The sequence below is a fragment of the Mammaliicoccus sp. F-M27 genome, assembly GCF_022387115.1.
GTDB classification, from domain to species: Bacteria; Bacillota; Bacilli; order Staphylococcales; family Staphylococcaceae; genus Mammaliicoccus; species Mammaliicoccus vitulinus.
Genome location: NZ_JAJNIE010000010.1, coordinates 53,732 through 77,469 on the forward strand (window position 1 = coordinate 53,732; position 23,738 = coordinate 77,469).

Sequence of the window (23,738 nt, forward strand, 5' to 3'; positions counted from 1 at the left end):
TACACACCCCTTAGTTTACGTATTTCTTACGAATCCCTTAGCTTGTTTCAGCTTTTCAACTGCTTCTGCTTTCGTAATTTGATGCATCCCCATCACGATTGCTACTTTTACTTGTTCGTCACTTTCTTTAAACAACCTCATACTTTCATCATCTGTGCAGTCTAATACTTCTTGAATCATATTAACTGCACGTTGCTTTAACTTTTTATTCGTTGGTTTAACATCAATCATTAAATTCTCATACACTTTACCGATACCGACCATCGCCCCAGTTGATATCATATTAAGAATTAATTTTTGTGCTGTGCCTGCTTTAAGTCTTGTTGATCCTGTTAATACTTCTGGACCAACATCAACTTGCACTGGGAAATCAGCATGCTTTCCAACTTCAGATTGTCTATTACATGTGACACAACCAGTAGCTACTTTAATACTTTGAGCATATTTCAAACCACCAATGACATATGGTGTTCGTCCACTAGCAGCTATACCGATGACAGTATCATGCTCATTAATTTTTAAGTCTTTTAAATCTTGCTCCCCTAGACTTTCATCATCTTCTGCCCCTTCTACAGCGACTGTCATAGCAGTAGGACCACCCGCAATCAGTCCAATAACTACATCAGATGTCACACCAAATGTTGGCACACATTCTGCAGCATCTAAAACGCCTAATCTACCACTCGTTCCCGCTCCCATATAAATTAATCTCCCACCATTGTTTAAACCTTTTATAACTTGTGTAATAAGATTGGCTATAGCCTTATTTTCTTCTTTAATAAATTGGGCAACCTTTTGATCTTCGTTATTCATCACTTCAACAAACTGCTCAGGTGTTAAAGTATCTAACTTCGAAGAATGTTCATTCCTTGATTCTGTCGTTAAACGGCTAATATCCATCTAATCTTCCCCCTTAATAAACTGAAAAGCTGTTCCCGCATCAATCAAGTCAATGCACGGCAAATCTTGTTCGCATACGTAACCTATAACATTTACCGCGTCATTATGATTTAAGTGTTTATTCACAATCTGTAATTCATTCATGTAACGACCATACTTTATATTATCTAAAGTAATGGCACCCCTTTTTCTTGCAACCGTGTTTTCAGGCAACACTTCTTCCCGAAAAGTTTGCCTCGCTTCTTCCGCTCTAATCACATCTCTTGCTTTGTCTTTTCTATTATGAAAAATGCTCCCAATAACATAATCTAAATGCTTTGTTTCGGATTGTACTTGAAGTGACACGATTCCATTATTAAAGAAGGTGTTGAATTGATTAATCGTTGGTTGATTGATATGCGTATCCCCTATACAAATATCATCTACACCTAGTGCTAATAACTCGTTAGCAGCAACTAGAGGATGGACTTTTCTATGATCTTCTAATGTAGGTAACCCTTGATAAACAGGACTTCTAAGCGTTGTTCCCGGAACAAATGCCATTATTGAAATATCAGGAAATAATGACTTCAACTCATTGTTCTTATTTATAAAGAATTGTTTATCTAACCCTGTTTCAGGACGAGGATAGTAATTATGTGCAACCATAATGCGCGTCATATCAATATTTTGAGATTGTAATTGCGTGAGTATATTCAGAGCGTCTGTACTCGCATTACATACAATTTTCACTTCATCTAATAAAGAAATAATATCCTCAAGTTCTAAAGAGATATCTAACCTTATATAATCAATACCAATCTCACTTAATACTTGCGGTTCTTTATATGATAGACCTAAATTGTGAAACGCATGAGGACTTGCATCAGCTATAATTTCAGCTTTGCTTCCTACAAGACGTTTCAATTCTTTTAGCTTTTCAAAATATTGACTTGAGTCCTCTTCAGGAATTTGAAGAGAAGTAAACACATACTGAAATCCTTCTTCTAACATAGTTTCAATATAAGCACGATCAAAAGATTCACCTAAATATACTGAAAAACCTAACATATCAACACACCCTTTTTGGAATCGTTTACATTATCTCATTTCTGGAATTTAATTTCAATATTTATACGATTTATTTACATTTTTGGAATGAAATTACACAAAAAAATATAGCCTAGGACATAAATGTCCTAAACTATAATAATTATGTAAAGTGCATGCTTGCCTGGGGTATGGCTCGAGCCTGTAGTCGCGCGCGGCATACTATTCCCCCGGGCGTCAGCACTTTACAAAACCAGAAATATAAAAACACCCAATCCGAAAATGATGCCAACGGATTGGGTGATTTGTTTTAAGTACAATTAATTATTTTTATTGATCATGTCTTTTATTAATTGATTTACTTGTTCGATATTTTTACTTTGTTGATTCAATAGAGCCATAACATTTTGGTCGTCAGTTTCTGAACTTTGATTTTTTTGTTCTTTATCGTTGTCGTACTGACGCAATGCTTCATATAATACTTCGTCTTTTGAATTTGAATCAATCTTATCGTATAATGCTTTCGTTTTTGGACTGACTTCTATTGTAGCTACACTTGTATCTTCAGAACTTTGTGCAACATGATTATTTTCACTAAGTGCATGTCCTTCAATGTCTATTTTAGGCAAAATTGTGTTTAACCAGTTTGGTAAGTACCATGATGCTCTGCCGAATAGTTGAGTAAGTGCTGGTATGATCGTCATTCTTACAATAAAGGCATCGAATAATACGCCGAATGCTAATGCAATTCCCATAGATTTAATCATGACATCATCTTGGAATACGAAACCTATAAATACACTGAACATAATAAGTGCGGCTGCTACGATTACAGGTCCACTTTCTTTAAGTCCTACTTTAATTGATTTCGTATTGTTCATTGTACGCACGTATTCTTCATGAATTCTGGACATTAAGAATACTTCGTAGTCCATTGCCAATCCAAACAACAGTCCTATTGTAATGACTGGTAAGAATGCGAGCAATGGACCCGTTGAATCTACTCCAAATACGCCACTCATAAATCCATCTTGCATAATAAGCGTCGTAAATCCTAACGTTGCTACTAATGATAATACAAATCCTAACACTGCTTTAAGCGGAATAATAATCGATCTAAACACAACCATTAATAGTACAAATGCTAATAAGATAATAACACCTGCAAATAATGGAATGGCGTCATTAAGTTTTTCTGACATATCTATATTGATTACACTTTGACCAGATATTTCCGTACTTAAATCATACTTATCTTTCGAGTCTTTATTATAATCTCTTAAATCATGAACTAAATCATATGTTGATTCTGCATTTGGTCCTTTTTCTGGCAGAACTGTGACTAGCGCATAATCTTTATCTTTATTGAGTTGAGGTGGTGTAACTGTTTCAACATTTTTGATATCTTGAACGTCTTTCATGACATTTTGTAAATCTTTTTGTAATGCTTGTTGATCATCTTTTTTATCTGATGTGTCTACGAGCATCACAATTGGTCCATTAAACCCTTCACCAAAATCATAAGAAATAATATCATATGCTTTTTTCTCAGTTGAACTATCAGGTTTCATGCCATTATCTGGTATACCTAATCGCATATGTGAAGCTGGCAGTGCAGCAGCAATTAAGATAATTAAACCGATAAGAATTGCAATCCACGGTTTACCTACTACAAATTTAGACCAAGGTGTGTCTAAACTTTCATTTGAATGAATTTTACGTTTTTTAGGGTGTATTTGTTTATGAAACACACTAATTAATGCCGGAAGTAACGTAATTGAACTGAGTACAGCAAAGATGACACTTAATGCAGAAGCAAAGCCCATTGTAGCTAAGAAACCTATGCCTACTAATGCAAGCCCACATACTGCAATGACAACTGTTACGCCTGCAAATATAACTGCGCTACCAGCTGTTCCTAAAGCTAAACCGATTGCTTTAATATGATCCTTCTCAGTTTTAATAATTTGTCTATATCTAAATAATATAAACAGGGCATAATCTATTCCCAGTGCTAAACCTATCATCACGGCTAGCGATAACGTAACGTTCGGAATATCGAATGAATATGTTAATAATGCGATTGTACCAATACTTGAACCTAATCCAACAATTGCACTGATAATTGGCATCCCAGCAGCAATTAATGAACCAAAAGTTACAAGCAAGACAGCGAAAGCAACAATAATCCCGATTGCTTCAGAGCTGCCCCCTATTTCAGTATTTGCATTTAATGCATTTCCCGTTAATTCTGTCTGTATGTCATCATCTACTGATTTCATAGCATCTTTAACTTTATCGACAGAATCTGATTTTATAGATGTTTGAGATACTTTATAATTGATATCTGCAAAAGCAGTTGTTTGATCTTTATTTATTTGTTTATTTTCATAAGGATCCGTAATTTCTTTTATATCATCATCTTTATCTTTAGCATCTTTTAAGGCAGCTTGAATATCTTTCATCGCTTTTGGATCTGTTATGCCTTTTTTATCTTCACTTTTAAAGACAACTCTCACATTTGCCTTTTCACTATCTTGATTAAATTCTTTTTCAATTTTATCGTTCGTATCGATTGATCTAATACCATTCATTGTAATGTCGTTATCAAAAGTGGGTTTATTAATCGTCAATGGTGTAACAATACCTACCAAAACAATTAGCCAAATAATAATCGTTAACCACTTATGTTTAGCAATGGATGAACCCAATCTGAATAAAAAGTTCGCCAAAATATTTCCTCCCTTAAATCTACTCTATAGTTTATGCATACAGTGTATACAACATAACGCATATAATAACACTTCAGTACATACCAAAAAAGAGATAAAATCCCAAATGTGTATACTTTGTCTACACATTTAAAATAATGTAGAAAAGCCGTTTACTAAACGTTCACATTTGGGATTTATAACTTTTATAATAATAATAGAATTAAGGCGATGATTGCAGGGCCACCTTGTTTCAAAATAATCGATTTAGAACTTGTAAGACTACCGTATATTGCTGCTAAAATAATAAATATTAAAAACACCGCTACAAACTCTTTAGGATTTGTAGAGAAAAAAGCACCATAGAATAAGGCTAGAGCTAACAACCCGTTATATATACCTTGATTTTTCAGAAGTACTTGAATGTTTTTATCCTTTAATACTTGCTGCTTTAAATTAAATGTTTGTGATGTTTTTTTAGAGTCTGTTGCAATCGTTTCTAAATACATAATGTACAGATGTTCAACTGCAACAATAACTACAAAAATCGTCGCTAATATGTGCATAACAAGTCTCCTTTATAGAACAGTTTGATTTTCTTTTTCGTGTATCATTTCAATGATTTCATTTTTCTCATTCATAACTGCTACTTTTGGTGCATGCGTTCTCGCTTCTTCATCAGTGACTTGAACATAATTCATAATAATAATGACATCATCTACTTGCACTAATCTTGCAGCTGCACCATTTAAACAAATTTTACCACTGCCTCTTTCACCTTCAATAACGTAAGTTTCAAGTCTTGCACCATTATTATTATTAACAATCGCTACTTTCTCATTCGGTAATATATCTACCGCATCTAAAATATCTGCATCTATTGTAATACTACCTACATAATTTAAGTTAGCCTCAGTGACTCTAGCACGATGAATCTTCCCGTTCATCATAGTTCTAATCATCGTATTCATCTCCATATCTATATTTGTATGTTCGTTATTATCATACAATGATATTTTAATCCGTCAACTATTATATCCTATTATTACTTTTTAGTGCCTATAGAACAAAATAGTGCGTACTTACATTTTATCGTCTTACACTTTATACTAATCCATACAATAATAAAAAGGAGTTTTGAACATGAATTTCACACAGTTTCATAATGGAAATAATATGCCTAGTGTTGGTCTAGGTGTTTTTAGAGTAGAAAATAACGACACAGCTAAAGATGCTGTCAAACATGCCATTCAATCAGGATACAGAAGTATAGATGCAGCATTTATATATGGAAATGAAACTAAAGTCGGCGAAGGTATCGCTGAAGGTATCAAAGCAGCAAACATCTCAAGAGACGACTTGTTTATCACATCTAAATTATGGTTAGATGACTACGGAAAAAATAACGTAAAAGAAGCCTATGAAAAATCTTTAAACCTACTAGGACTAGACTATTTAGATTTATATTTAATGCATTGGCCAGGTACAGATGCAGATTTAATGTTAAATACATGGGAAGGTCTAGAAGCATTATACAATCAACAATTAGTTAAAAATATAGGTGTAAGTAACTTCAATATAGATCACTTAGATATCCTATTAAACAAAGCAACTGTTAAACCAGTCTTAAACCAAGTAGAATTCCACCCATACTTAACACAAACAGAACTGAGAAATTATTTAAACAAACACGAAATAAAAATGGAATCATGGTCACCACTTATGAATGCAGAGATTTTACAAGACGAAGTAGTCAATAACATTGCTACAGAAATAAACAAATCTCCAGCGCAAGTCATCATACGTTGGAATATCGACCACGATGTAATTACAATACCAAAATCCGTTACACCATCACGCATTGAAGAAAACTACGACGTATTTAACTTCAGTTTAAACGAAGCGCAAATGCAACAATTAGACGCGCTTAATCAAAACAAACGCATAGGACCTAACCCAGCAGAATTCAACGGTTAAGTTGTTGAGGGAATCGTACAGTATCTTCTGAGTCTTCGTGCGTTTTATCCAGTATTTACCAAAAGCTCACAATATCTTTCGAGTCTTCGTGCGTTTTGGCCGTATCAATCATTGGACAACGTAATCCTAATTTCACTTGGATTCGTTCTCTACGATTTTAAAATATAACAAGATCTCTTCACTAGGCTATAACCTAATGAAGAGATCTTTTATTTTGAGAACGGGTGCTTATATTCAATATTTTTTAATTTCCAATATATTAGTTTTTTCAATTATACGCAAGCTAATTATTAATTTATTTGTATTATAAAATTATTATTAGAACATCTTATTTTAATATATTACATATTATTTCATACTTATTATATTGCGTTAGTAGTTAATTTTTTGGTATTATTTAGGAGTAAACTAATTTCGCGGGAAACATTCAACAAATGAATAAAAATGAAAAACTCAACATTTTAATCAATGAGCAAACAACTAAGACATATACACCTGAAAAACCTAATAAATAGGAGGATTTTATGGAAAATATTATTCACTACGAACTATTAAAAAAAGACATCTTCAACAACATATTCGATGAAACACAACTAAAACGTATGGATATACTCACTTTGTATCATTTAGCTGAAATGAATGAAGATGAAGTATACGTTCGAAAACTTCGAAAACTTATGTTTGATCCATCATCTTCTGAATTAACTGGCGCATTAAAAACACTAGAAAATTTAAATTATTTCAAAAAAGTTAGAGATCCATTAGACGAACGCTCTGTTATATTGAAGAATATTGACTATGAAGCAATTAATTCCACTTTATGCATTTGCAAAAATATCACAGTGGATCATTTAGATCGATTCGATTCAGATGAAGAAAAAACAGTATTGTAAGTATGTATATATAAATCACCCAACCCGAAAATGAAATCAACGGATTGGGTGATTTATATTTCCTCTCATATCCATGAGCAAATTCTAATTATATTTTTATGGATAGGATATACTTGTATTAAAATATAGAGTTGGAGAAACTTATGAATTATAGACGTGCTATGAGAAGAGACGTAGATGGCACTATTCGTGTTTGTTCAGAAGGAGGATTACAATGTTGAGATTAAGTGTATTAGATCAAGCGCCTATATCTAAAGGGCATACACCTGAAGAGACACTACAACATACTATTAAATTAGCTAAATGGGCTGAGTCGCTAGGATACCATCGTTATTGGGTTGCTGAACATCATAATACAAGCGGTTTAGCGAGTTCATCACCGGAAATCTTAATGACACAAATTGCCGCTTCTACTCATGAAATCAGAGTTGGATCTGGAGGTATATTACTTCCTCAATATAGCCCATACAAAATTGCAGAGAACGCAAAAACTTTATCTGCTTTATACCCTAATCGCATCGACATAGGATTTGGAAATTCACCAGGTGGTTCTCCAATTACTCAAAAAGCTTTAACAGATCATCATATTAAACCGAAAGAAGACTTTTATAGACAAGCGTCAGATTTACAAGGCTTCATGCACAATACATTGCCTAGAAATCATGAATTCAGACTCGTTAAAGCTGGACCTCGTATAGATAATCCACCTGCAATGTGGCTTTTAGGTCTGACAGAAAATGGTGCAAAAAATGCAGCACAACTAGGGATAGGATTTGTATTTGGGCATTTTATTAATCCGAAGTACGGTAAAGTCGCGATGAAACGCTATTATGAAGAGTTCACACCATCAGTAAATCATAAAGAACCTGCAACAATTATTTGCATATTTGTCGTATGTGCAGAAACTGACGAACAAGCAGAAGCACTTGCTATCACGCAAGACAGATGGCTATTAAACGTTGGGAAAGGATTAGGTACAAAAGTACAACCACCTGAAGAAATAAATAGTGATGAATACAGTAATGAAGAATTAGAACAAATTAAGAAAAATAGAAATAGATGTATAATAGGATCACCATCCACAGTTAAAAAGCAGCTTAATCAACTAGCTGAAGCATATCAAACAGACGAATTTATGATCATCACAAATATATATAACTTTGAAGACAAGAAGAAGTCATATAAATTGATAGCAGAAGAAATGTTGTAATGAGAATTATAGATTGTGTATCATATTCGGTACTAACTTTAATGTCTATTTTACAATTAACATATTAAAGGGGTCTGAATGTTGCTTGTTTGATCAGTCTTGCAACTTACAGACGTTCTATGTTGCTTGTTTAGTTAGTCTTGCAACTTAGAGCCGTTCTATGTTGCTTGTTTGGTCAGTCTTGCAACTTACAGACGTTCTATGTTGCTTGTTTGGTCAGTCTTGCAACTTACAAGCGTTCTATGTTGCTTGTTTGGTCAGTCTTGCAACTTACAGACGTTCTATGTTGCTTGTTTGATCAGTCTTGCAACATAGAATATGTACTTAAACGAACAAACGAAAAAAATATAAGAAAAATGGATATTTATAACGATTTTGTGAAGTGCTGACGCCCAGGGGAATAGTATGAGTGAGAGACTACAGGCTCGAACCATACCCCTAGGCAAGCATGCACTTTCAAAATCGTAGATTCTATAAAAAATAACAACTCATTACTAGCTGAATAAATCAGTGAAATGAGTTGTTATTTATTTTGAGTTAGGATTTATATCCCGGACTCTTCTTTTAATTTTTAATTCACGAATCGTTTATCATCTAATCTTCTACATATTTATCGCTAGCTGCTTGTAATGCGAAGATATAAAATAACACTGATATGACAATTAATGAGATGATTCCGACATCCCATCCTCCTAATAAATCATGTAAAAATCCGATTAAGAATGGTCCTATGGCAGCTATGAAATAACCAATCGATTGTCCGAATCCTGATAATGACATGCTTCCTGCGTTTGTTCTTGCACGTATTGAAAAGAATGTCATACATAAACTGAATCCTGCTCCCATTCCAAATCCTGCTATTATAATGCCAATAACTAATACTATGTATGATTGACTGAATAACAAACTAAATCCTAATACAAACAGCATACTTACAATTGTTACGAGTAATTTTTGATTTTGCATTTTAGATGCGATTATTGGAAATATAAATGTCATTGGTACTTGTGAAAATTGGTTTAGCATTAATAAAAAGCCTGCTACTGTTGGTGACAAACCTTTATCTACTAAAATGGTCGGCATCCAAGCTATAACCGTATAAAATACCATTGATTGCATCGCCATTGTTAATGCCACTACCCAAGCTAATTTGGATGTGGCCATTCTAACTTTTGGTCCTTGTGTTTTAGCTTGCATTGCTTTTGTAGCTTGTAATTCTTGTTGTTTGCCACTTTTAACTTGTGGACACCAAAATACGATGGCTAATATTGTTAATACAACCCAAAATGATAGTGATAACCGAAATCCTAGTGGTGTTATTTCAGACAATGGATAACTTAATCCACCACCTAATCCTGCAGTGAAATTCATAGTGGCACTATATACACCAGTAAATAATCCTATTTGTAATGGGAATCTCCATTTTACATAGCTTGGTAAACATACGTTTCCAAAAGCGATAGCGATACCTAATAGAATTGTTCCGACTATAAATAACCCTATATCTCCTGATACGCGTAATAACAACCCTACTAATAATATTAATAAAGCATATAGAATGGTGCTCGACATCGTAAGCTTAGTCACGATTTTAGATACGAACGGTGAGACAAATCCAAATATAATCAACGGAATCGTTGTTAACAGTCCTGCAAGGGTGTTACTGATTTCTAAGTCTGATTTAATTAATTCTATTACAGGTCCTACCGATGTTAAAGGCGCTCTTAATGTAGCTGCTACGAATATCATGCCAAAAAGAATTAGCCATATTTCTTTAAATTTATATTTCTTAATATTATGCTCCAAATTTTCCACCACCACGATTATGCTTTATATGTATTAAACTACATGAGTATAGTTGAATTCATATAAGTAAATTAACTTTTTAAACAAAAAAGACTGTCGATAAATTAAAGACTTTATCGACAGTCTAACATGAAAGCATCGCTTACTGCTCGTTTATTTTTTATATTTTGTTCTTTATTTAAAATTGTTCTGATAGAATTTTTTGTTCTAAGAAGTTAAGCATATAATCAGGGCTACCAGTCTTAGCATCTGTACCAGACATTTTGAAACCACCAAATGGGTGATAACCTACAACTGCTGCTGTACAACCTCTGTTCAAGTACAAGTTACCTACATCATAATCTTCACAAGCTTGTCTCCAATGCTCACGATTATTTGTAAACACTGCACCTGTTAAACCGTAGTCCGTATCATTCGCTACTTCTAATAGTTCTTCAAAATTTTCTCCTTTAGTAAACCCAACGACTGGACCGAAAATTTCTTCTTGCATAATTTGATCGCTAGATTTTAAATCAGAGATAATTGTTGGATGAACAAAGTAACCTTTGCTGTCATCCGTTTTACCACCAACTTCAAGTTTACCTTCTTTACTGCCAATTTCGATATAATTTTTAATTTTATCGAATTGTTTTTGATTGATAACTGGTCCCATATACACATCAGAACCGCCTTCTGTATGATCAACTGTCAGTTCTTTTGTTAACTTGATTGATTTCTCTAGAACTTCATCATAGACATCTTTGTGTACGATTGCTCTTGAACAAGCTGAACATTTTTGACCAGAGAAGCCAAATGCTGAATCTACAATTGCTTGCGCAGCTAAATCTGTGTCGACATTTTCATCTACAACAATTGCATCTTTACCGCCCATTTCAGCGATAACGCGTTTTAAGAAGTTTTGTCCTTCTTGAACTTTAGCAGCTCTTTCAAAAATACGTGTTCCAGTTGCTCTTGAACCAGTAAATGTGACAAAGTGTGTATCTTTATGATCTACTAAATGATCACCTATTTCTTTAGGTTCACCTGGTACAAAGTTAACAACACCTTTAGGAAGACCAGCTTCTTCTAAGACTTCAATAAGCTTATATGCGATTAAAGGTGTATCTTCTGCTGGTTTTAATAATACTGTATTACCCGCGATAATGGGTGCTACTGTCGTACCAGTCATAATTGCAAATGGGAAGTTCCATGGTGGTATCGTAACACCAGGGCCCATAGGTTTATAAATATATTGATTATGCTCGCCTTCTCTATCAAAGACTGGCTTACCATGCGCCAATTCCATCATAGAGCGTGCATAGTATTCTATAAAGTCTATTCCTTCATTTGTATCTCCATCAGCTTCATTCCATGGTTTACCAGCTTCATAAACCATTAAAGCAGAAAATTCGTGTTTTCTTCTACGAATAATAGCAGATACTCTTATTAATAATTCAGCTCTTTCTTCAGGAGTCCATTTTCTCCAAGTCTTATAAGCTTCTTTCGCCGCTTCCATAGCTTGATCGACTTGTTCTTTAGTAGCTTTAGAAACTGTTCCTAGGACTTGTTGATGATTAGCGGGATCTACAGATTCATATTTATCATCTGTAAAAATTTTCTCTCCATTAATCACGAGAGGAATTTCTTTACCAAATTCAGCTTTAACTTGTTTTAAAGCCTCTTTAAAAGCCTGTTGATTCTCTTCATTTGTAAAATCTGTTGCAGGTTCATTGTGAAATTCTACTACCATCCTAAATACCTCCTAAATATATAAAACTAATAAGAGGGAAATACCTCTTATAGAACATTTTACTATTCTATTTCCATTTTTATCAAGTAAAGGGCTTTCAAGAATGAGATATTCATCAAAATAAAGAAAAAAAGTTTGGAACATAAATGTCCTAAACTATCATGATTTTGTAAAGTGCATGCTTGCCTAGGGGTATGGCTCGAGCCTGTAGTCTCTCCCACATACTATTCCCCCGGGCGTCAGCACTTTACAAAATCAGAAATATAAAATCACCCAATCCGAAAATGATTCCAACGGATTGGGTGATTTATTTTAAGTTAGGATTTATATCCCAAACGTTTTCTTTGTTCTATCATATATTTGCTTTATATCTTGAGGTGTCGTTTCGCAACAACCGCCAACTATTTGAACACCTTGTTCAATCCATTCTATTGATTTTTGAATAAGTAATGCGTTCTCTGCTTCACCTATCCAAACTTTCTCAATAGGGTCGAATGTTTTACCGCCATTAGGATACAATGCGATAACTTGTGGTAATTCGAGCAATCCTTTATGAATAGCTTTGTCTACACTATTAATACTTGAACAGTTAATACCAAATACAGGCACGCGATCGACATGCTGACTAATATAATGAACTACCTTTTCAAAATCAGTACCATCTGATAAATTACCTTCACCATTAACCGTACATGATATCCAAAAAGTCATTTGATCACTATAGTTCGGAATGATATATTCGACAATCGCTTTAATCTCATTAATATTAGGTACCGTTTCAAATACGAAATCGTAAATACCTCTATTAATCAAAGCATTTATACGTTCTTCATGAAAATGAACATAGTCTTCAACCGAGATGTCATATTCTCCAGTGTATTCTGAACCATCACTCAAATATGCGCCATATGGGCCCAAGCTTCCAACTACGACTTGCTTATCTGTTACAGCTGCATTTATATTATTAACCGCAACATCAAATAATTGTTCTATCTCTGTAGTCGACATACCAATAGATTTAAACGTAGCAAAGCTTGCTTGATATGTACTCGTCAATACGATATCCGCACCAGCATCCGTAAATGCTTGATGTGCTTCTCTTACTTTATCAGGTTGATGGATCAACACTTCACTAGACCATAATGAAGAATTCAAATCACATCCATAACCTTCTAAAGTTGTCGCTAAACCGCCATCTAACACTAATGTTTGTTCATGATTGATTTTATTTAGAAGTCTCAATAGTTTGACCGTCCTTTTTATGATATTTTACAAAGTAAAAAATAATCGCAATTATAGCAAATGGTATTCCAAAGTATAAGGCCGGAAATTGATTAGAATCAAACACCATACCTACACATGAAATTAAACATAAGATAAAGCCAATAATGGGCACACTTTGATGTATTTTCATATGTTTATTTAAACGTTTAGCATTAAAATAAGATAAACAAATGCTCATCCAAACAATGACAACAGCTAAACCTGCAATTGATACGAGCACAATATATAATGAGTCTGCTGCATAAACACTTGAAAATAGCGCTAATAAACCTCCACACATACTGAATATTGTAGCGCGTATCGGCATGTGATGTTTATTCAACTTTTTAAAATAATTTGGAAACATGCCTTCATTAGATAAACTCCATACCATTCTACTCGCAGCATACAGTCCTGAATTTGCTGCAGATAACAGTGCCGTAATGATCACTAAATTCATGATATCTCCAGCATATGGAATACCCATATTTTGAAAAATAACAACAAAAGGACTTTCTAAAGATTTGCCTTGATAACTCGGAATTAAAATAGAAATAACAATCATTGTTCCGATAAAGAAAATAATTAACCTCCATAAAGTTGCATTAATCGCTTTAGGAATCACTTCTTTAGGATTTTTAGTCTCACCAGCTGCAATACCAATCAGTTCAGTACCACTAAATGCATAATTGACTGCTAACATCGTTAAAAATACAGCGCCTAAACCATTTGGAAATGAAGGATTAGTATACCTAGACTTAATTGTTTCTAACCCATTATATCCACTGTAATGAATAAGGCCGAATAAAGTTAATGCACCTAAAACAATAAAAACAATAATAGCTATGACTTTCACTAAAGAAAAATAAAATTCAACTTCAGCATAAAACTTAGTCGATATAATATTAAAAACGAGTACAAGTATTATCGCAATACTTGAAAATATGTATACAGGTGCGTCGGGCAACCATTTCTGCATTAAAATACCTACTGCAGTAAACTCTGAACCAAGTGCAACAGTCCACGTTAACCAATAAAACCAAGCGACGATATATCCTATAGAAGGATGAATATATTTAGAAGCATATACATGAAACCCTCCCGTAACAGGATGTTCAATGGCCAATTGACCTAAACATAACATCACGAGATAAACTAACACTGCACCTACTATATAAGATAACATCGTACCTAAAGGACCAGCTTGTTGCAAAGTATAACCAGAACTTAAAAAGAGACCAGTACCGATTACACCACCAAAACTTAATAACATAATATGACGTTGTTTCATATCGCGCTTATATGACTGACTAGACACAAAATACCTTCTCTCTAAATTAAAAATATCTTTAATTCTATATCTTTCGAATAATTCAGTCAACTCAAAATTTTCTGCAAACAGTATATAGAAAGAATAATTGATATAAAAAGGATAATATTTCATGTGTTTTATAAGATTCACTTTTATGATTATCATGCCAAGAGTTTGGGATATAAATCCCAACTTAAAATAAATCACCCAATCCGTTGGAATCATTTTCGGATTGGGTGATTTTATATTTCTGATTTTGTAAAGTGCTGACGCCCGGGGGAATAGTATGTGGGAGAGACTACAGGCTCGAGCCATACCCCCAGGCAAGCATGCACGTTACAAAATCATTATAGTTTAGGACATTTATGTCCCAGACTCCATTTAATCATCATGCTATACATTAACTTTCGAGTGCTTTTTTTAATTTTTCTTGAATTGTAGCTACATCATCTTCTGTTGGGCTAAATTCAAACTTTTCATTATTTATAAAAACTGTTGGTATACCTTTAATACCTCTTTCAAATGTTTCTTGATGTATCGCTAATGATCGATCGTCTGCATTTTTTTGTGGAGATAAACTAAGATCATACTCCATTTTTCTTTCTATCGTTTCAAAATTCAATGTCCATTCTTCTTGTGTATCATATAGGTGACGTATAATCTTCAATGTTTCTTCAGGATCATTATAATCTAGATGAATATTTGCAACAGTACCTTTTAATAGCCTTTGTTTCGTCTTATCAAAATGCTTAATCACATATTGAACACTTCCATCATTGATATAAGGTTCTAAAACTTCATCAGCTGCTGCAAAATAATGCGCACAATATGGACATGCGAAATTTATAAATGCTTCTACTGTTATATTTGCATCTTTATTGCCTAAAGTTAAATGTTGTATTTCTGTCATCACGATTACCTCCTATATATATTGTTATATTAATTTAACCATTTCATCGACTATAATGCTAATGATTAAATTCAGAATTGTTAATCAATTGTCATTAACTATAAAAAAGCATACAAAAAAACACCTCATAACTAAGTTATGAGGTGTTTAACTAATAATTTAATATTAGTTTTTGTTAACGTTAACCGCTTGAGGTCCACGTTGGCCTTCTTCGATATCAAATGTAACTGAAGCGCCTTCGTCTAATGATTTGTAACCTTCAGTTTGAATTGAAGAGAAATGTACGAATACGTCGTTACCATTTTCTCCTTCGATGAAACCATAACCTTTTTCTGCGTTAAACCATTTTACTGTACCTTTATTCATAATAAAAGTCCTCCTGTGTGCTTTTGCACGATATATTTGCAATAATCAATCTTCAAACTTAAATGGACTTTATTAACAATGAATAAAACTACCAATTAATTTAATCTCGAAATATCACTTGAGACTTACTATACAGTATAAATTAGAAAATGTAAACCCTTATGTTAAAAATAACTTTTTTTCTTACTTTTATCACTCATAATCACTACAAATAATACTTTTCAATTACCTTTAATGATTCGTCTAATTCATATATAAGCGGTGCACCTGTTTTGATTTCTAATTCCGATATTTCATCATCGGGTATATCTTCTAAATATTTAATGAGTGCTCTTAAAGAATTTCCATGGGCAGACACAAGTGTTGTTTGATGATTTAACAAACTTGTAGAAATATGATCTATCCAAAATGGTATCACTCTGTCTAATGTATCTTTCAAACTTTCTGATACCGGCATAATTCTTCTATCTAACATTGCGTATCTTCTATCATTTAAATATGTTTCTCTTAACTTTTCATCCGCTTCTGGTGGTCTAGTATCATATGATCTTCTCCAAATATGCACTTGTTCTTCACCAAACTCTTCTCTTGCTTCATCTTTATTCTTACCTTGTAGTCCTCCATAATGTCGTTCATTTAAACGCCAACTTTTATAAACAGGTATCCATAATTGATGAGAATGTTTTAATAATAAATAAGTTGTTTCAATGGCCCTAGTTAATAGAGAAGTATACACAACGTCTATTTCTATTTGTTGTTTTAATAATTTTTCACCTGAGATTCTCGCTTCATTATAGCCTTGTTCTGATAATGCCACATCTGCCCAACCTGTAAATAAATTTTGAGCATTCCATTCACTTTGACCATGTCGGCATAAAATTAATTTTGGCATATGATTCGCTCCAATCTATACACTTGTTATATCCATTGAAACACTAATCCCTTATTTTTTAAAATAAAAAGAAAGCATACCACTACAAATAATATTCCAAATTACGTGAATCAGTTCTATAATTAACTATTATATAATCGGATGACCTTTCAGCCATCTTAATTTTTTTACAAAAGGTTGGATTAACATGATTTCAAAAATGATTAAAATCGTACTTCAAATCTGTGTTCTTTATTTAATTACCTTATTAGGTAGTTGGATTCAGGAAACGTTAAACATTCCAATTGCTGGGAGTATTATAGGACTCGTAATATTATTCTTACTATTGCAGTTCAAAATTATAAAAGAAGACTGGATAAAAGATGGTGCGAACTTATTATTAGGGACAATGATATTTTTCTTTATCCCTTCTATTGTAGGTGCAATGGATTTAATGGAACAAATGAATTCACAATTTATCTTCTTAATCGTTTTAGTCATTGCAAGCACATGTATCGTTGCTTTATGTTCTGGATACGTTGCTGAAAAAATGATAAAACACAGTTATATAGAAGAAAGTAGTGATAACTCATGATTATTAAAGCATTATTTATGATTGTTTTAACAATTATCATGTACATATTCTCACTATTTATTCAAAAAAAATTTAAAATTGCCCTACTCCATCCTGCCCTAGTATCCTCGATTGCGATTATATTTGTGCTCATTATCTTAGGATATGATTATCAAGATTATATGACAGGTGGTAAGTGGATTTATAACTTTTTAAATTGCACAGTTGTATGTTTAGCCTATCCTTTATATTTGTATAGAACGATGATCGTCAAACATTTCAAAGTTATTATAACAAGCGTACTTGTCGGAATATCCGTCAATCTCATATTAATGTTCACCGTGTTAAACGTCTTAGGTTACTCAAAAGAAATGATTGCTTCACTATTGCCTAGATCCATTACAGCAGCAGTTGGTGTTCAAGTATCACAGCAAATAGGAGGGACAGACAGTTTAGCCGTACTGTTTATTATCGGGACAGGTCTTATAGGAAGTATACTAGGCTCATATTTAATAAGAATAGCTAACTTTAAATCTTCCATTGCAAAAGGACTCACGTACGGAAATGCTTCACATGCTATAGGTACCGCTAAAATATTAGAAACTGATATCGAGTCGGCTGCTTTTAGTTCAATAGGTATGATTTTAACTGCGCTGATCAGTTCTATAATCTTACCGCTGTTTGTTTTATTGATATATTAGTCTTCGTGCACTTTATCCGGATTTTACTCAAATCGCACGATATCTTTTGAGTCTTCATGCGTTTTATCCAGATTTTACCAAAATCGCACAATATCTTTTGAGTCTTCGTGCGTTTTGTCCAGATTTTACCAGAATCGCACGATATCTTTTGAGTCTTCGTGCGTTTTATCCAGATTTTACCAAAATCGCACAATATCTTTTGAGTCTTCGTGCGTTTTATCCGTAGCACTCATTGAACAACGTAATCCTATTTTCACTTGGGTTTATTCTCCACGATTTTGTGAAGTGCTGACGCCCGGGGGCATAGTATGCCGCGCGCGACTACAGGCTCGAGCCATACCCCTAGGCAAGCATGCACGAACAAAATCGTAAGATTTTAAAACATATTATGATATATACTAAAAACAGTATTGTGAGTTGAACATGCACGAACAAAATCGTATAATTCAATATAAAAAAATCTCTTCACTAGGCGATCGCCTAATGAAGAGATTTTTTTGAGTTTAGGACATAAAGTCCTAAACTTTTTATTCTAAATTTGCATGATTATTTTGCATTGTTGTTTCACTAACTTTTAATTCTCGCATTAAATCTATTACGATACTATCTAAATATATTTGAGCACTTTGTTCGAATAGGCTTCCTAGCGGTTGCTCTGATCCTTGCTCATCATATTTTGTACCTGCTGGCAATTTAATCACTTGATTTGCAATATCTGCTATCGGTGAGCTATCTTGCGTTGATAGCAATATAACTTCTGCACCAATGTCTTTTGCTTTTTGTGCGAGTAATTTTAAGTGTTCTGTTTTACCTGACCCTGAAACGATAAGTAATATGTCGTCTTGTTTAATCGATGGTGTTGTTGATTCACCAACGACATGACTTTTCTTACCTAATTGATTCAATCTCATTGCAAAACCATTTGCGACAAATGCTGAGCGTCCTTTTGCAGCTACAAATACAGCATCTTTAGATAAAAGATGTTCTATGACTTGCTCTGTAACTTGCTTACTCACTTGATTTAAAGTATCTTCTATTTCATTAAGAATTACTTTATAGTTATTCATATTATTTACCTTCAATAATATCTCGGCATAATTTAGCAGCTGCTTTTGGATCTTCAGCGTTCGCTATTCCTCCACCTACGATAATTAAATCTGGATTTTCGTCTGCAACTGATTTAATTGTTTCAGGTGTAATACCGCCTGCTACAGCTACTTTAGATTGCTTAATAACAGATTTTACTTTGCGTAAACTTTCTAATGGAGATTCACCTTCAGCTTGTAAATCATATCCAGTATGAACAGCTATATAATCTGCACCTAATGCATCTAATTCTTTAGCACGTTTTTCTAAGTCTTGAACGGCAATCATATCTACTAATAATTCTTTGCCATTTTTATGTGCTTCTTCAACAGCACCTTTAATAGATGCATCTTCTGCAACGCCTAAAATTGTCACGATATCAGCACCAAATTTAATAGCTTGGCTCACTTCATATCCAGCCGCATCCATAATTTTTAAGTCTGCAAGAACTTGAACATCTTTAACAGATTGACTTAATAATTCAACAGCACCTAAACCTTCGTTAATTACGATTGGTGTACCGATTTCTACTATATCTACATATTCTTCAACTTGTTGAGCTAATTTGGCAGCTTCTTCTTTATTTAATAAATCTATTGCTAATTGTAATTTCATAGTATTTATATCTCCTTTGTATTTTTTACTTAACATCATCAATTATGATACAATATACAAAAATAAGCAATACTGACAAATATGTCACTTAGTGAAGAAACGGGGTCGTATCATGTTACTCATCAATTATAAAGAAACGGAATATTATAATTCTAAAGACTTAGCATTATCGGTTATCGGTGGCCGATGGAAGATACCAATCATCTGGCATTTACTTCAAGAAACACCATTAAGACTCAATCAGTTAGAAAAAAAATTACCAGATATTAACCAACGAATGCTGATTAGACAATTAAGAGAACTTGAAGAGGACCATATTGTTAGTCGAACTGTTTATCCAGTCGTTCCTCCTAAAGTAGAATACAGTTTAACTGAAATTGGCAAAGATTTAGAACCTGTCGTAAACGGGATATGTAACTGGGGAGACGAATATTTATCATTTTTACAATCCATTCCTAAAGAGCAATAACATATGACTTTTCATAAAGTTAGATTTTGCTAAAATAAAATAAAAAGGGGTTATTTTATGACATCACAACAGCTTACTCAAGAAGAACAAACAGAACTTATCACTACCTTAAAAAAACGTTTTGAAAAATTTCCAGAACGACACGAAAATATCGAATGGTCGGATGTAGAAAGCCATTTACAATCTAATCAAGAAAAATTATGGTCACTTCATGAAATGGAACGTACAGAAGGAGAACCTGACGTTATAGGATATGAAGATGGTCAATATATTTTTGTAGACTGCTCAAAAGAAAGTCCAAAAGGCCGCAGAAGTGTATGTTACGACAGAGAAGCACTAGAATCTAGAAAAAAATATAAACCAGAAACAAGCGCGATAGATATGGTAAATGAAATGAAAGTCACATTGCTTACAGAAGAACAATATAGACACCTTCAAACACTTGGAGAATTTGATAAAAAATCATCAAGCTGGGTAGAAACACCAGAGAAAATTAGAAACCTTGGTGGTGCATTATTCTGTAATTTACGCTACGACACAGTCTTTACCTATCACAACGGAGCCGATTCATATTATGGCGCAAGAGGTTTCCGTAGCATGTTAAAAATATAAATTAAAGCTGTCTTAACGATCCACGTATAGTGATTTGTTAAGGCAGCTTTTTAATTCACGATTAAAATTCAACAATAAAGCATCACTTATAACCACTTGCACCTTCAATCAAACCGGTTATGACATAACTACTGACAACATCGTACAAAACACATACGATATATATAAAGGAGGCATGGATATGAAAGTTAAATTCAATGTACACTTACAAATTGATGCATCTACAACAATAACTGATGTCACCATCAACACTTATGAACAAGAAATTGGTAACAACCTATTAAAATATATACAACAATATGAAACGCCTAACGGGAAAATAGGCATTAAAACTTCACAAGGTGTTTATCTCATTACGAAAACAGACATTATATTCGCAGAAGTATTTGATAAACAACTTACCATTGCGACAACAAAAGAAACATATACGACTAGAATGTCACTCAATGCCTTACAACAATCATTGCCCGAAAATAAATTTGTACAAATTACTAAATCATCCATCGTAAACATAGAACATATCACAAAAGTATCCCCTTCCTTTTCAGGAAATTTGTATGCAACACTTATAAACAATCAAAAAGTGACGATATCCAGAAGATACGTCAAAAACTTAACTCAAATATTAGGAATATAAGGAGGATAAAATCATGAATAAAACATTAAAATCAACCCTACAAGGCATTGGCATAGGAAGCAGTATCATGCTCATATTCATCGCCATATTTGAAGTTACAATAGGATTCCAAGAAGTATTCAGCGTTTACCTATTCGGTGCAGTATGCGGATTCTTACCAATCGTTTATGAAGTAGATCGCATACCATTACCCTTCAAACTCATCATTCATTTAGGAGGCAGCATCTTAACATTCTTCATCATCTCAACGATAAACAATTGGGTACCATTACAACCTGAGCCCCTAATAGGCGCACTCACAGTATTCACGCTCATATTCATTGTAATATGGTTGATATTCCTCATGATCAACATACAACAAAGCAAGAAAATTAATACAAAACTTAAAAAAATGTAAAAAAATAGCCCTTAAGGTCATCAACCTTAAGGGCCTTCTTTAAAATATTCAATATCCCACTTTTAAAGTTCGAAAATATTTATTCCCACTATATCTTCTACAATATCTTCCACTAATTATATTTGTTAAGGTCATATTTATCATCTAATAATTTTTGTAGCTTAGATTTTCTAATAGAATATGCTTCTATATGTTTAATGTTTTCTACAGATAAATCTTTGTTTGCATCTTCTTTCCATCCCCAACAAAATAGATATGTATCAGTGTCACTATATTTATTACCAAATAGCCAACCTTCTTTTAATACATTATCCTTAAGAAATGATATTTCTAAAACAAATGTTGGAATATCTTTATTAAAATAATCAGTTGCTGTCTTTTCATCAATATTAATTAAAGACCCACTTTTTGATTCTAATATTACATCTACTCCTTTGTTTTGTTTAGACACATCATAATTTCTTTCAATATTATTAATTTTATTCATGTATTTCTTTTCTATTACAGGATAAAAATATTTATCTAAAAATTCCCCTACTATTCTTTCATCTTCTATGTTTTTAGCATATTTAGATTCAGTCATGCTAACACCCACTTATATAGAATAATAATATAATTATCACTAAAAATCGAAATAAAATCAATAAATTTAATATTTACACTTATATATACATATAACTATATTACCAATACATTTTCATCTCACATACGTTTTATATTTGTTACCAAAAGACACTTCGCATTAAAGTCGAAGTGTCTTTTTTACATTATTTAATACAACGAACGATATATATAAGGCTATATTTGAATTACTTCAGTATTCCATACATCTTATATAATTCCTTCAAACTAATATCTATATCCATACTTTTATAAATATTTCTTCTCTTCTCATAAAAATATTTTAACATTTGCTTTTTATCTTCATCAATTGAATGATGAATCCTTCTATGACATGTTGGACACAAGCTTATGATATTCCCTGAAAAATCTATTGAATTCTCATATAGTCCTTGTGCTGCCATTGGTATAAGATGATGAGCTTCCACGTGTGGCATTTTATCTGATTCATTTATAAAGGTTTTGTGGGAATTATCAAATTCACATACCCAACCACTTTTTTTCTTAGCTTTTACACTTTCATGATAGTTTCTAGGATAAAAATAAGTGTTTTGAATTGATCTTTTTTCTTTTCTTTTAACATTCTTCAAATCAGTATCTTCAAAACTTATCAACTTACTTTTACCTGAATATTGATTTTGACTATTTAATTCTATGTCTACTTTCTCTTCATTTTCAGAGTTTAAATATGTTATATATGATAATAAACATCCTAAAGTAGCACTATAAAAATGATTAGTATTTCCATTAAACTCTTTAAATCCTTCAATCTCAGTTATTTTCATAAGCTTTTTATATGTATCAAAGTTGTTAAGTGTACTGATGCTGTCTTTAAATTTTACTTCATAGCCAATAATTAATCTAACGAGACTCCTCATATAAGAACTAGCTTTTTGACTGCTTTTATTTGCTTTTCCTGCTTTATCAGTGAGATATTGAGCATAATCTTTAAATTTTTCTAATTCTTGTTTATATTTTTCTTTTGTATCTATATACTCGTTGCTTTTAGTGGAAATATTATGAAATTCGAACATTTATTATACTCCTAA

The 23,738-nt window shown here is 32.9% G+C and carries 25 protein-coding genes; 9 read left to right on the forward strand and 16 right to left on the reverse strand.

Translation table 11 applies throughout. The annotated features are described in order from the left end of the window. Positions 1-15: 15 nt before the first annotated feature. The 5 genes from murQ to panD all read right to left on the reverse strand — a co-directional run bounded on the left by murQ (position 16) and on the right by panD (position 5,602). Entirely contained in the window at positions 16-900 is an 885-nt protein-coding gene (gene murQ, locus LQ598_RS10300; protein ID WP_107536667.1) for an N-acetylmuramic acid 6-phosphate etherase, read from the reverse strand. Beyond that, a complete protein-coding gene (locus LQ598_RS10305; RefSeq protein WP_107536668.1) occupies positions 901-1,950 on the reverse strand; it encodes a MupG family TIM beta-alpha barrel fold protein in 1,050 nt (349 codons plus the stop codon). It abuts the gene before it with no gap. 299 nt (positions 1,951-2,249) lie between these two features. Beyond that, positions 2,250-4,661 carry an MMPL family transporter gene (locus LQ598_RS10310; RefSeq protein ID WP_107536669.1) on the reverse strand — a complete coding sequence of 804 codons (2,412 nt, stop codon included), beginning with the start codon at positions 4,659-4,661 and terminating at the stop codon, positions 2,250-2,252. A 185-nt stretch (positions 4,662-4,846) separates the two neighbouring features. Continuing rightward, positions 4,847-5,206: a DUF1304 domain-containing protein gene (locus LQ598_RS10315; RefSeq protein WP_107536670.1), complete on the reverse strand. Its 360-nt coding sequence runs from the start codon at positions 5,204-5,206 to the stop codon at positions 4,847-4,849. A 12-nt stretch (positions 5,207-5,218) separates the two neighbouring features. Then, positions 5,219-5,602: an aspartate 1-decarboxylase gene (gene panD, locus LQ598_RS10320; protein WP_016912454.1), complete on the reverse strand. Its 384-nt coding sequence runs from the start codon at positions 5,600-5,602 to the stop codon at positions 5,219-5,221. Between the two features lie 181 nt (positions 5,603-5,783). Here panD and LQ598_RS10325 point away from each other — a divergent pair, with 181 nt between their 5' ends. From LQ598_RS10325 to LQ598_RS10335, 3 genes are all read left to right on the forward strand, one after another. Continuing rightward, positions 5,784-6,617: an aldo/keto reductase gene (locus LQ598_RS10325; protein ID WP_107557065.1), complete on the forward strand. Its 834-nt coding sequence runs from the start codon at positions 5,784-5,786 to the stop codon at positions 6,615-6,617. A gap of 524 nt (positions 6,618-7,141) precedes the next feature. Continuing rightward, positions 7,142-7,510: a transcriptional regulator, SarA/Rot family gene (locus LQ598_RS10330; protein WP_016913241.1), complete on the forward strand. Its 369-nt coding sequence runs from the start codon at positions 7,142-7,144 to the stop codon at positions 7,508-7,510. Positions 7,511-7,724: 214 nt separating this feature from the next. Further along, positions 7,725-8,720: an LLM class flavin-dependent oxidoreductase gene (locus tag LQ598_RS10335; protein WP_016913240.1), complete on the forward strand. Its 996-nt coding sequence runs from the start codon at positions 7,725-7,727 to the stop codon at positions 8,718-8,720. Between the two features lie 594 nt (positions 8,721-9,314). Here the strand turns inward: LQ598_RS10335 and LQ598_RS10340 are convergent. From LQ598_RS10340 to LQ598_RS10370, 7 genes are all read right to left on the reverse strand, one after another. After that, complete coding sequence (locus LQ598_RS10340; RefSeq protein WP_239745479.1) at positions 9,315-10,526, reverse strand: CynX/NimT family MFS transporter; 1,212 nt, start codon at positions 10,524-10,526, stop codon at positions 9,315-9,317. 178 nt (positions 10,527-10,704) lie between these two features. Further along, positions 10,705-12,255: an L-glutamate gamma-semialdehyde dehydrogenase gene (pruA, locus tag LQ598_RS10345; RefSeq protein WP_103323130.1), complete on the reverse strand. Its 1,551-nt coding sequence runs from the start codon at positions 12,253-12,255 to the stop codon at positions 10,705-10,707. A 324-nt stretch (positions 12,256-12,579) separates the two neighbouring features. After that, positions 12,580-13,497, reverse strand: coding sequence for a homocysteine S-methyltransferase (gene mmuM, locus LQ598_RS10350; protein WP_107536672.1), 918 nt, complete (start codon positions 13,495-13,497; stop codon positions 12,580-12,582). After that, on the reverse strand, positions 13,481-14,809 hold the full coding sequence (locus LQ598_RS10355) for an amino acid permease (RefSeq protein ID WP_275590107.1): 1,329 nt from the start codon (positions 14,807-14,809) through the stop codon (positions 13,481-13,483). Before LQ598_RS10355 ends, mmuM begins: the two co-directional genes overlap by 17 nt. A gap of 421 nt (positions 14,810-15,230) precedes the next feature. Continuing rightward, positions 15,231-15,740 (reverse strand): thioredoxin domain-containing protein, encoded by a 510-nt coding sequence (locus LQ598_RS10360; RefSeq protein WP_016913016.1) that lies wholly within the window; start codon positions 15,738-15,740, stop codon positions 15,231-15,233. Positions 15,741-15,905: 165 nt separating this feature from the next. Then, positions 15,906-16,106 (reverse strand): cold-shock protein, encoded by a 201-nt coding sequence (locus LQ598_RS10365; RefSeq protein ID WP_016913015.1) that lies wholly within the window; start codon positions 16,104-16,106, stop codon positions 15,906-15,908. Between the two features lie 205 nt (positions 16,107-16,311). Further along, complete coding sequence (locus LQ598_RS10370; protein ID WP_016913014.1) at positions 16,312-16,998, reverse strand: 2,3-diphosphoglycerate-dependent phosphoglycerate mutase; 687 nt, start codon at positions 16,996-16,998, stop codon at positions 16,312-16,314. A gap of 187 nt (positions 16,999-17,185) precedes the next feature. Here LQ598_RS10370 and LQ598_RS10375 point away from each other — a divergent pair, with 187 nt between their 5' ends. Continuing rightward, positions 17,186-17,572 carry a CidA/LrgA family protein gene (locus LQ598_RS10375; RefSeq protein WP_107536674.1) on the forward strand — a complete coding sequence of 129 codons (387 nt, stop codon included), beginning with the start codon at positions 17,186-17,188 and terminating at the stop codon, positions 17,570-17,572. After that, on the forward strand, positions 17,569-18,252 hold the full coding sequence (locus LQ598_RS10380) for an LrgB family protein (RefSeq protein WP_107536675.1): 684 nt from the start codon (positions 17,569-17,571) through the stop codon (positions 18,250-18,252). The genes LQ598_RS10375 and LQ598_RS10380 overlap by 4 nt, the downstream gene beginning before the upstream one ends. A 527-nt stretch (positions 18,253-18,779) precedes the next feature. Here LQ598_RS10380 and hxlB read toward each other — a convergent pair. Both hxlB and hxlA read right to left on the reverse strand, forming a co-directional pair. Beyond that, a complete protein-coding gene (hxlB, locus tag LQ598_RS10385) occupies positions 18,780-19,319 on the reverse strand; it encodes a 6-phospho-3-hexuloisomerase (RefSeq protein ID WP_107536676.1) in 540 nt (179 codons plus the stop codon). Between the two features lies 1 nt (position 19,320). After that, positions 19,321-19,953 carry a 3-hexulose-6-phosphate synthase gene (hxlA, locus tag LQ598_RS10390; RefSeq protein WP_016912631.1) on the reverse strand — a complete coding sequence of 211 codons (633 nt, stop codon included), beginning with the start codon at positions 19,951-19,953 and terminating at the stop codon, positions 19,321-19,323. 112 nt (positions 19,954-20,065) lie between these two features. On the opposite strand from hxlA, the gene LQ598_RS10395 reads away from it, so the two are divergent. From LQ598_RS10395 to LQ598_RS10410, 4 genes are all read left to right on the forward strand, one after another. Continuing rightward, positions 20,066-20,422: a winged helix-turn-helix transcriptional regulator gene (locus LQ598_RS10395; protein WP_016912630.1), complete on the forward strand. Its 357-nt coding sequence runs from the start codon at positions 20,066-20,068 to the stop codon at positions 20,420-20,422. A 57-nt stretch (positions 20,423-20,479) separates the two neighbouring features. Further along, positions 20,480-21,034: a DUF4256 domain-containing protein gene (locus tag LQ598_RS10400; RefSeq protein ID WP_239745480.1), complete on the forward strand. Its 555-nt coding sequence runs from the start codon at positions 20,480-20,482 to the stop codon at positions 21,032-21,034. 181 nt (positions 21,035-21,215) lie between these two features. After that, entirely contained in the window at positions 21,216-21,671 is a 456-nt protein-coding gene (locus LQ598_RS10405) for a LytTR family DNA-binding domain-containing protein (protein WP_239745482.1), read from the forward strand. A gap of 13 nt (positions 21,672-21,684) precedes the next feature. Continuing rightward, complete coding sequence (locus LQ598_RS10410; RefSeq protein ID WP_107536679.1) at positions 21,685-22,068, forward strand: DUF3021 domain-containing protein; 384 nt, start codon at positions 21,685-21,687, stop codon at positions 22,066-22,068. A gap of 112 nt (positions 22,069-22,180) precedes the next feature. Here LQ598_RS10410 and LQ598_RS10415 read toward each other — a convergent pair whose 3' ends face one another. Both LQ598_RS10415 and LQ598_RS10420 read right to left on the reverse strand, forming a co-directional pair. Then, entirely contained in the window at positions 22,181-22,651 is a 471-nt protein-coding gene (locus tag LQ598_RS10415) for a hypothetical protein (protein WP_107557063.1), read from the reverse strand. 226 nt (positions 22,652-22,877) lie between these two features. After that, complete coding sequence (locus LQ598_RS10420) at positions 22,878-23,723, reverse strand: HNH endonuclease (RefSeq protein ID WP_107536823.1); 846 nt, start codon at positions 23,721-23,723, stop codon at positions 22,878-22,880. Positions 23,724-23,738: the final 15 nt, after the last annotated feature.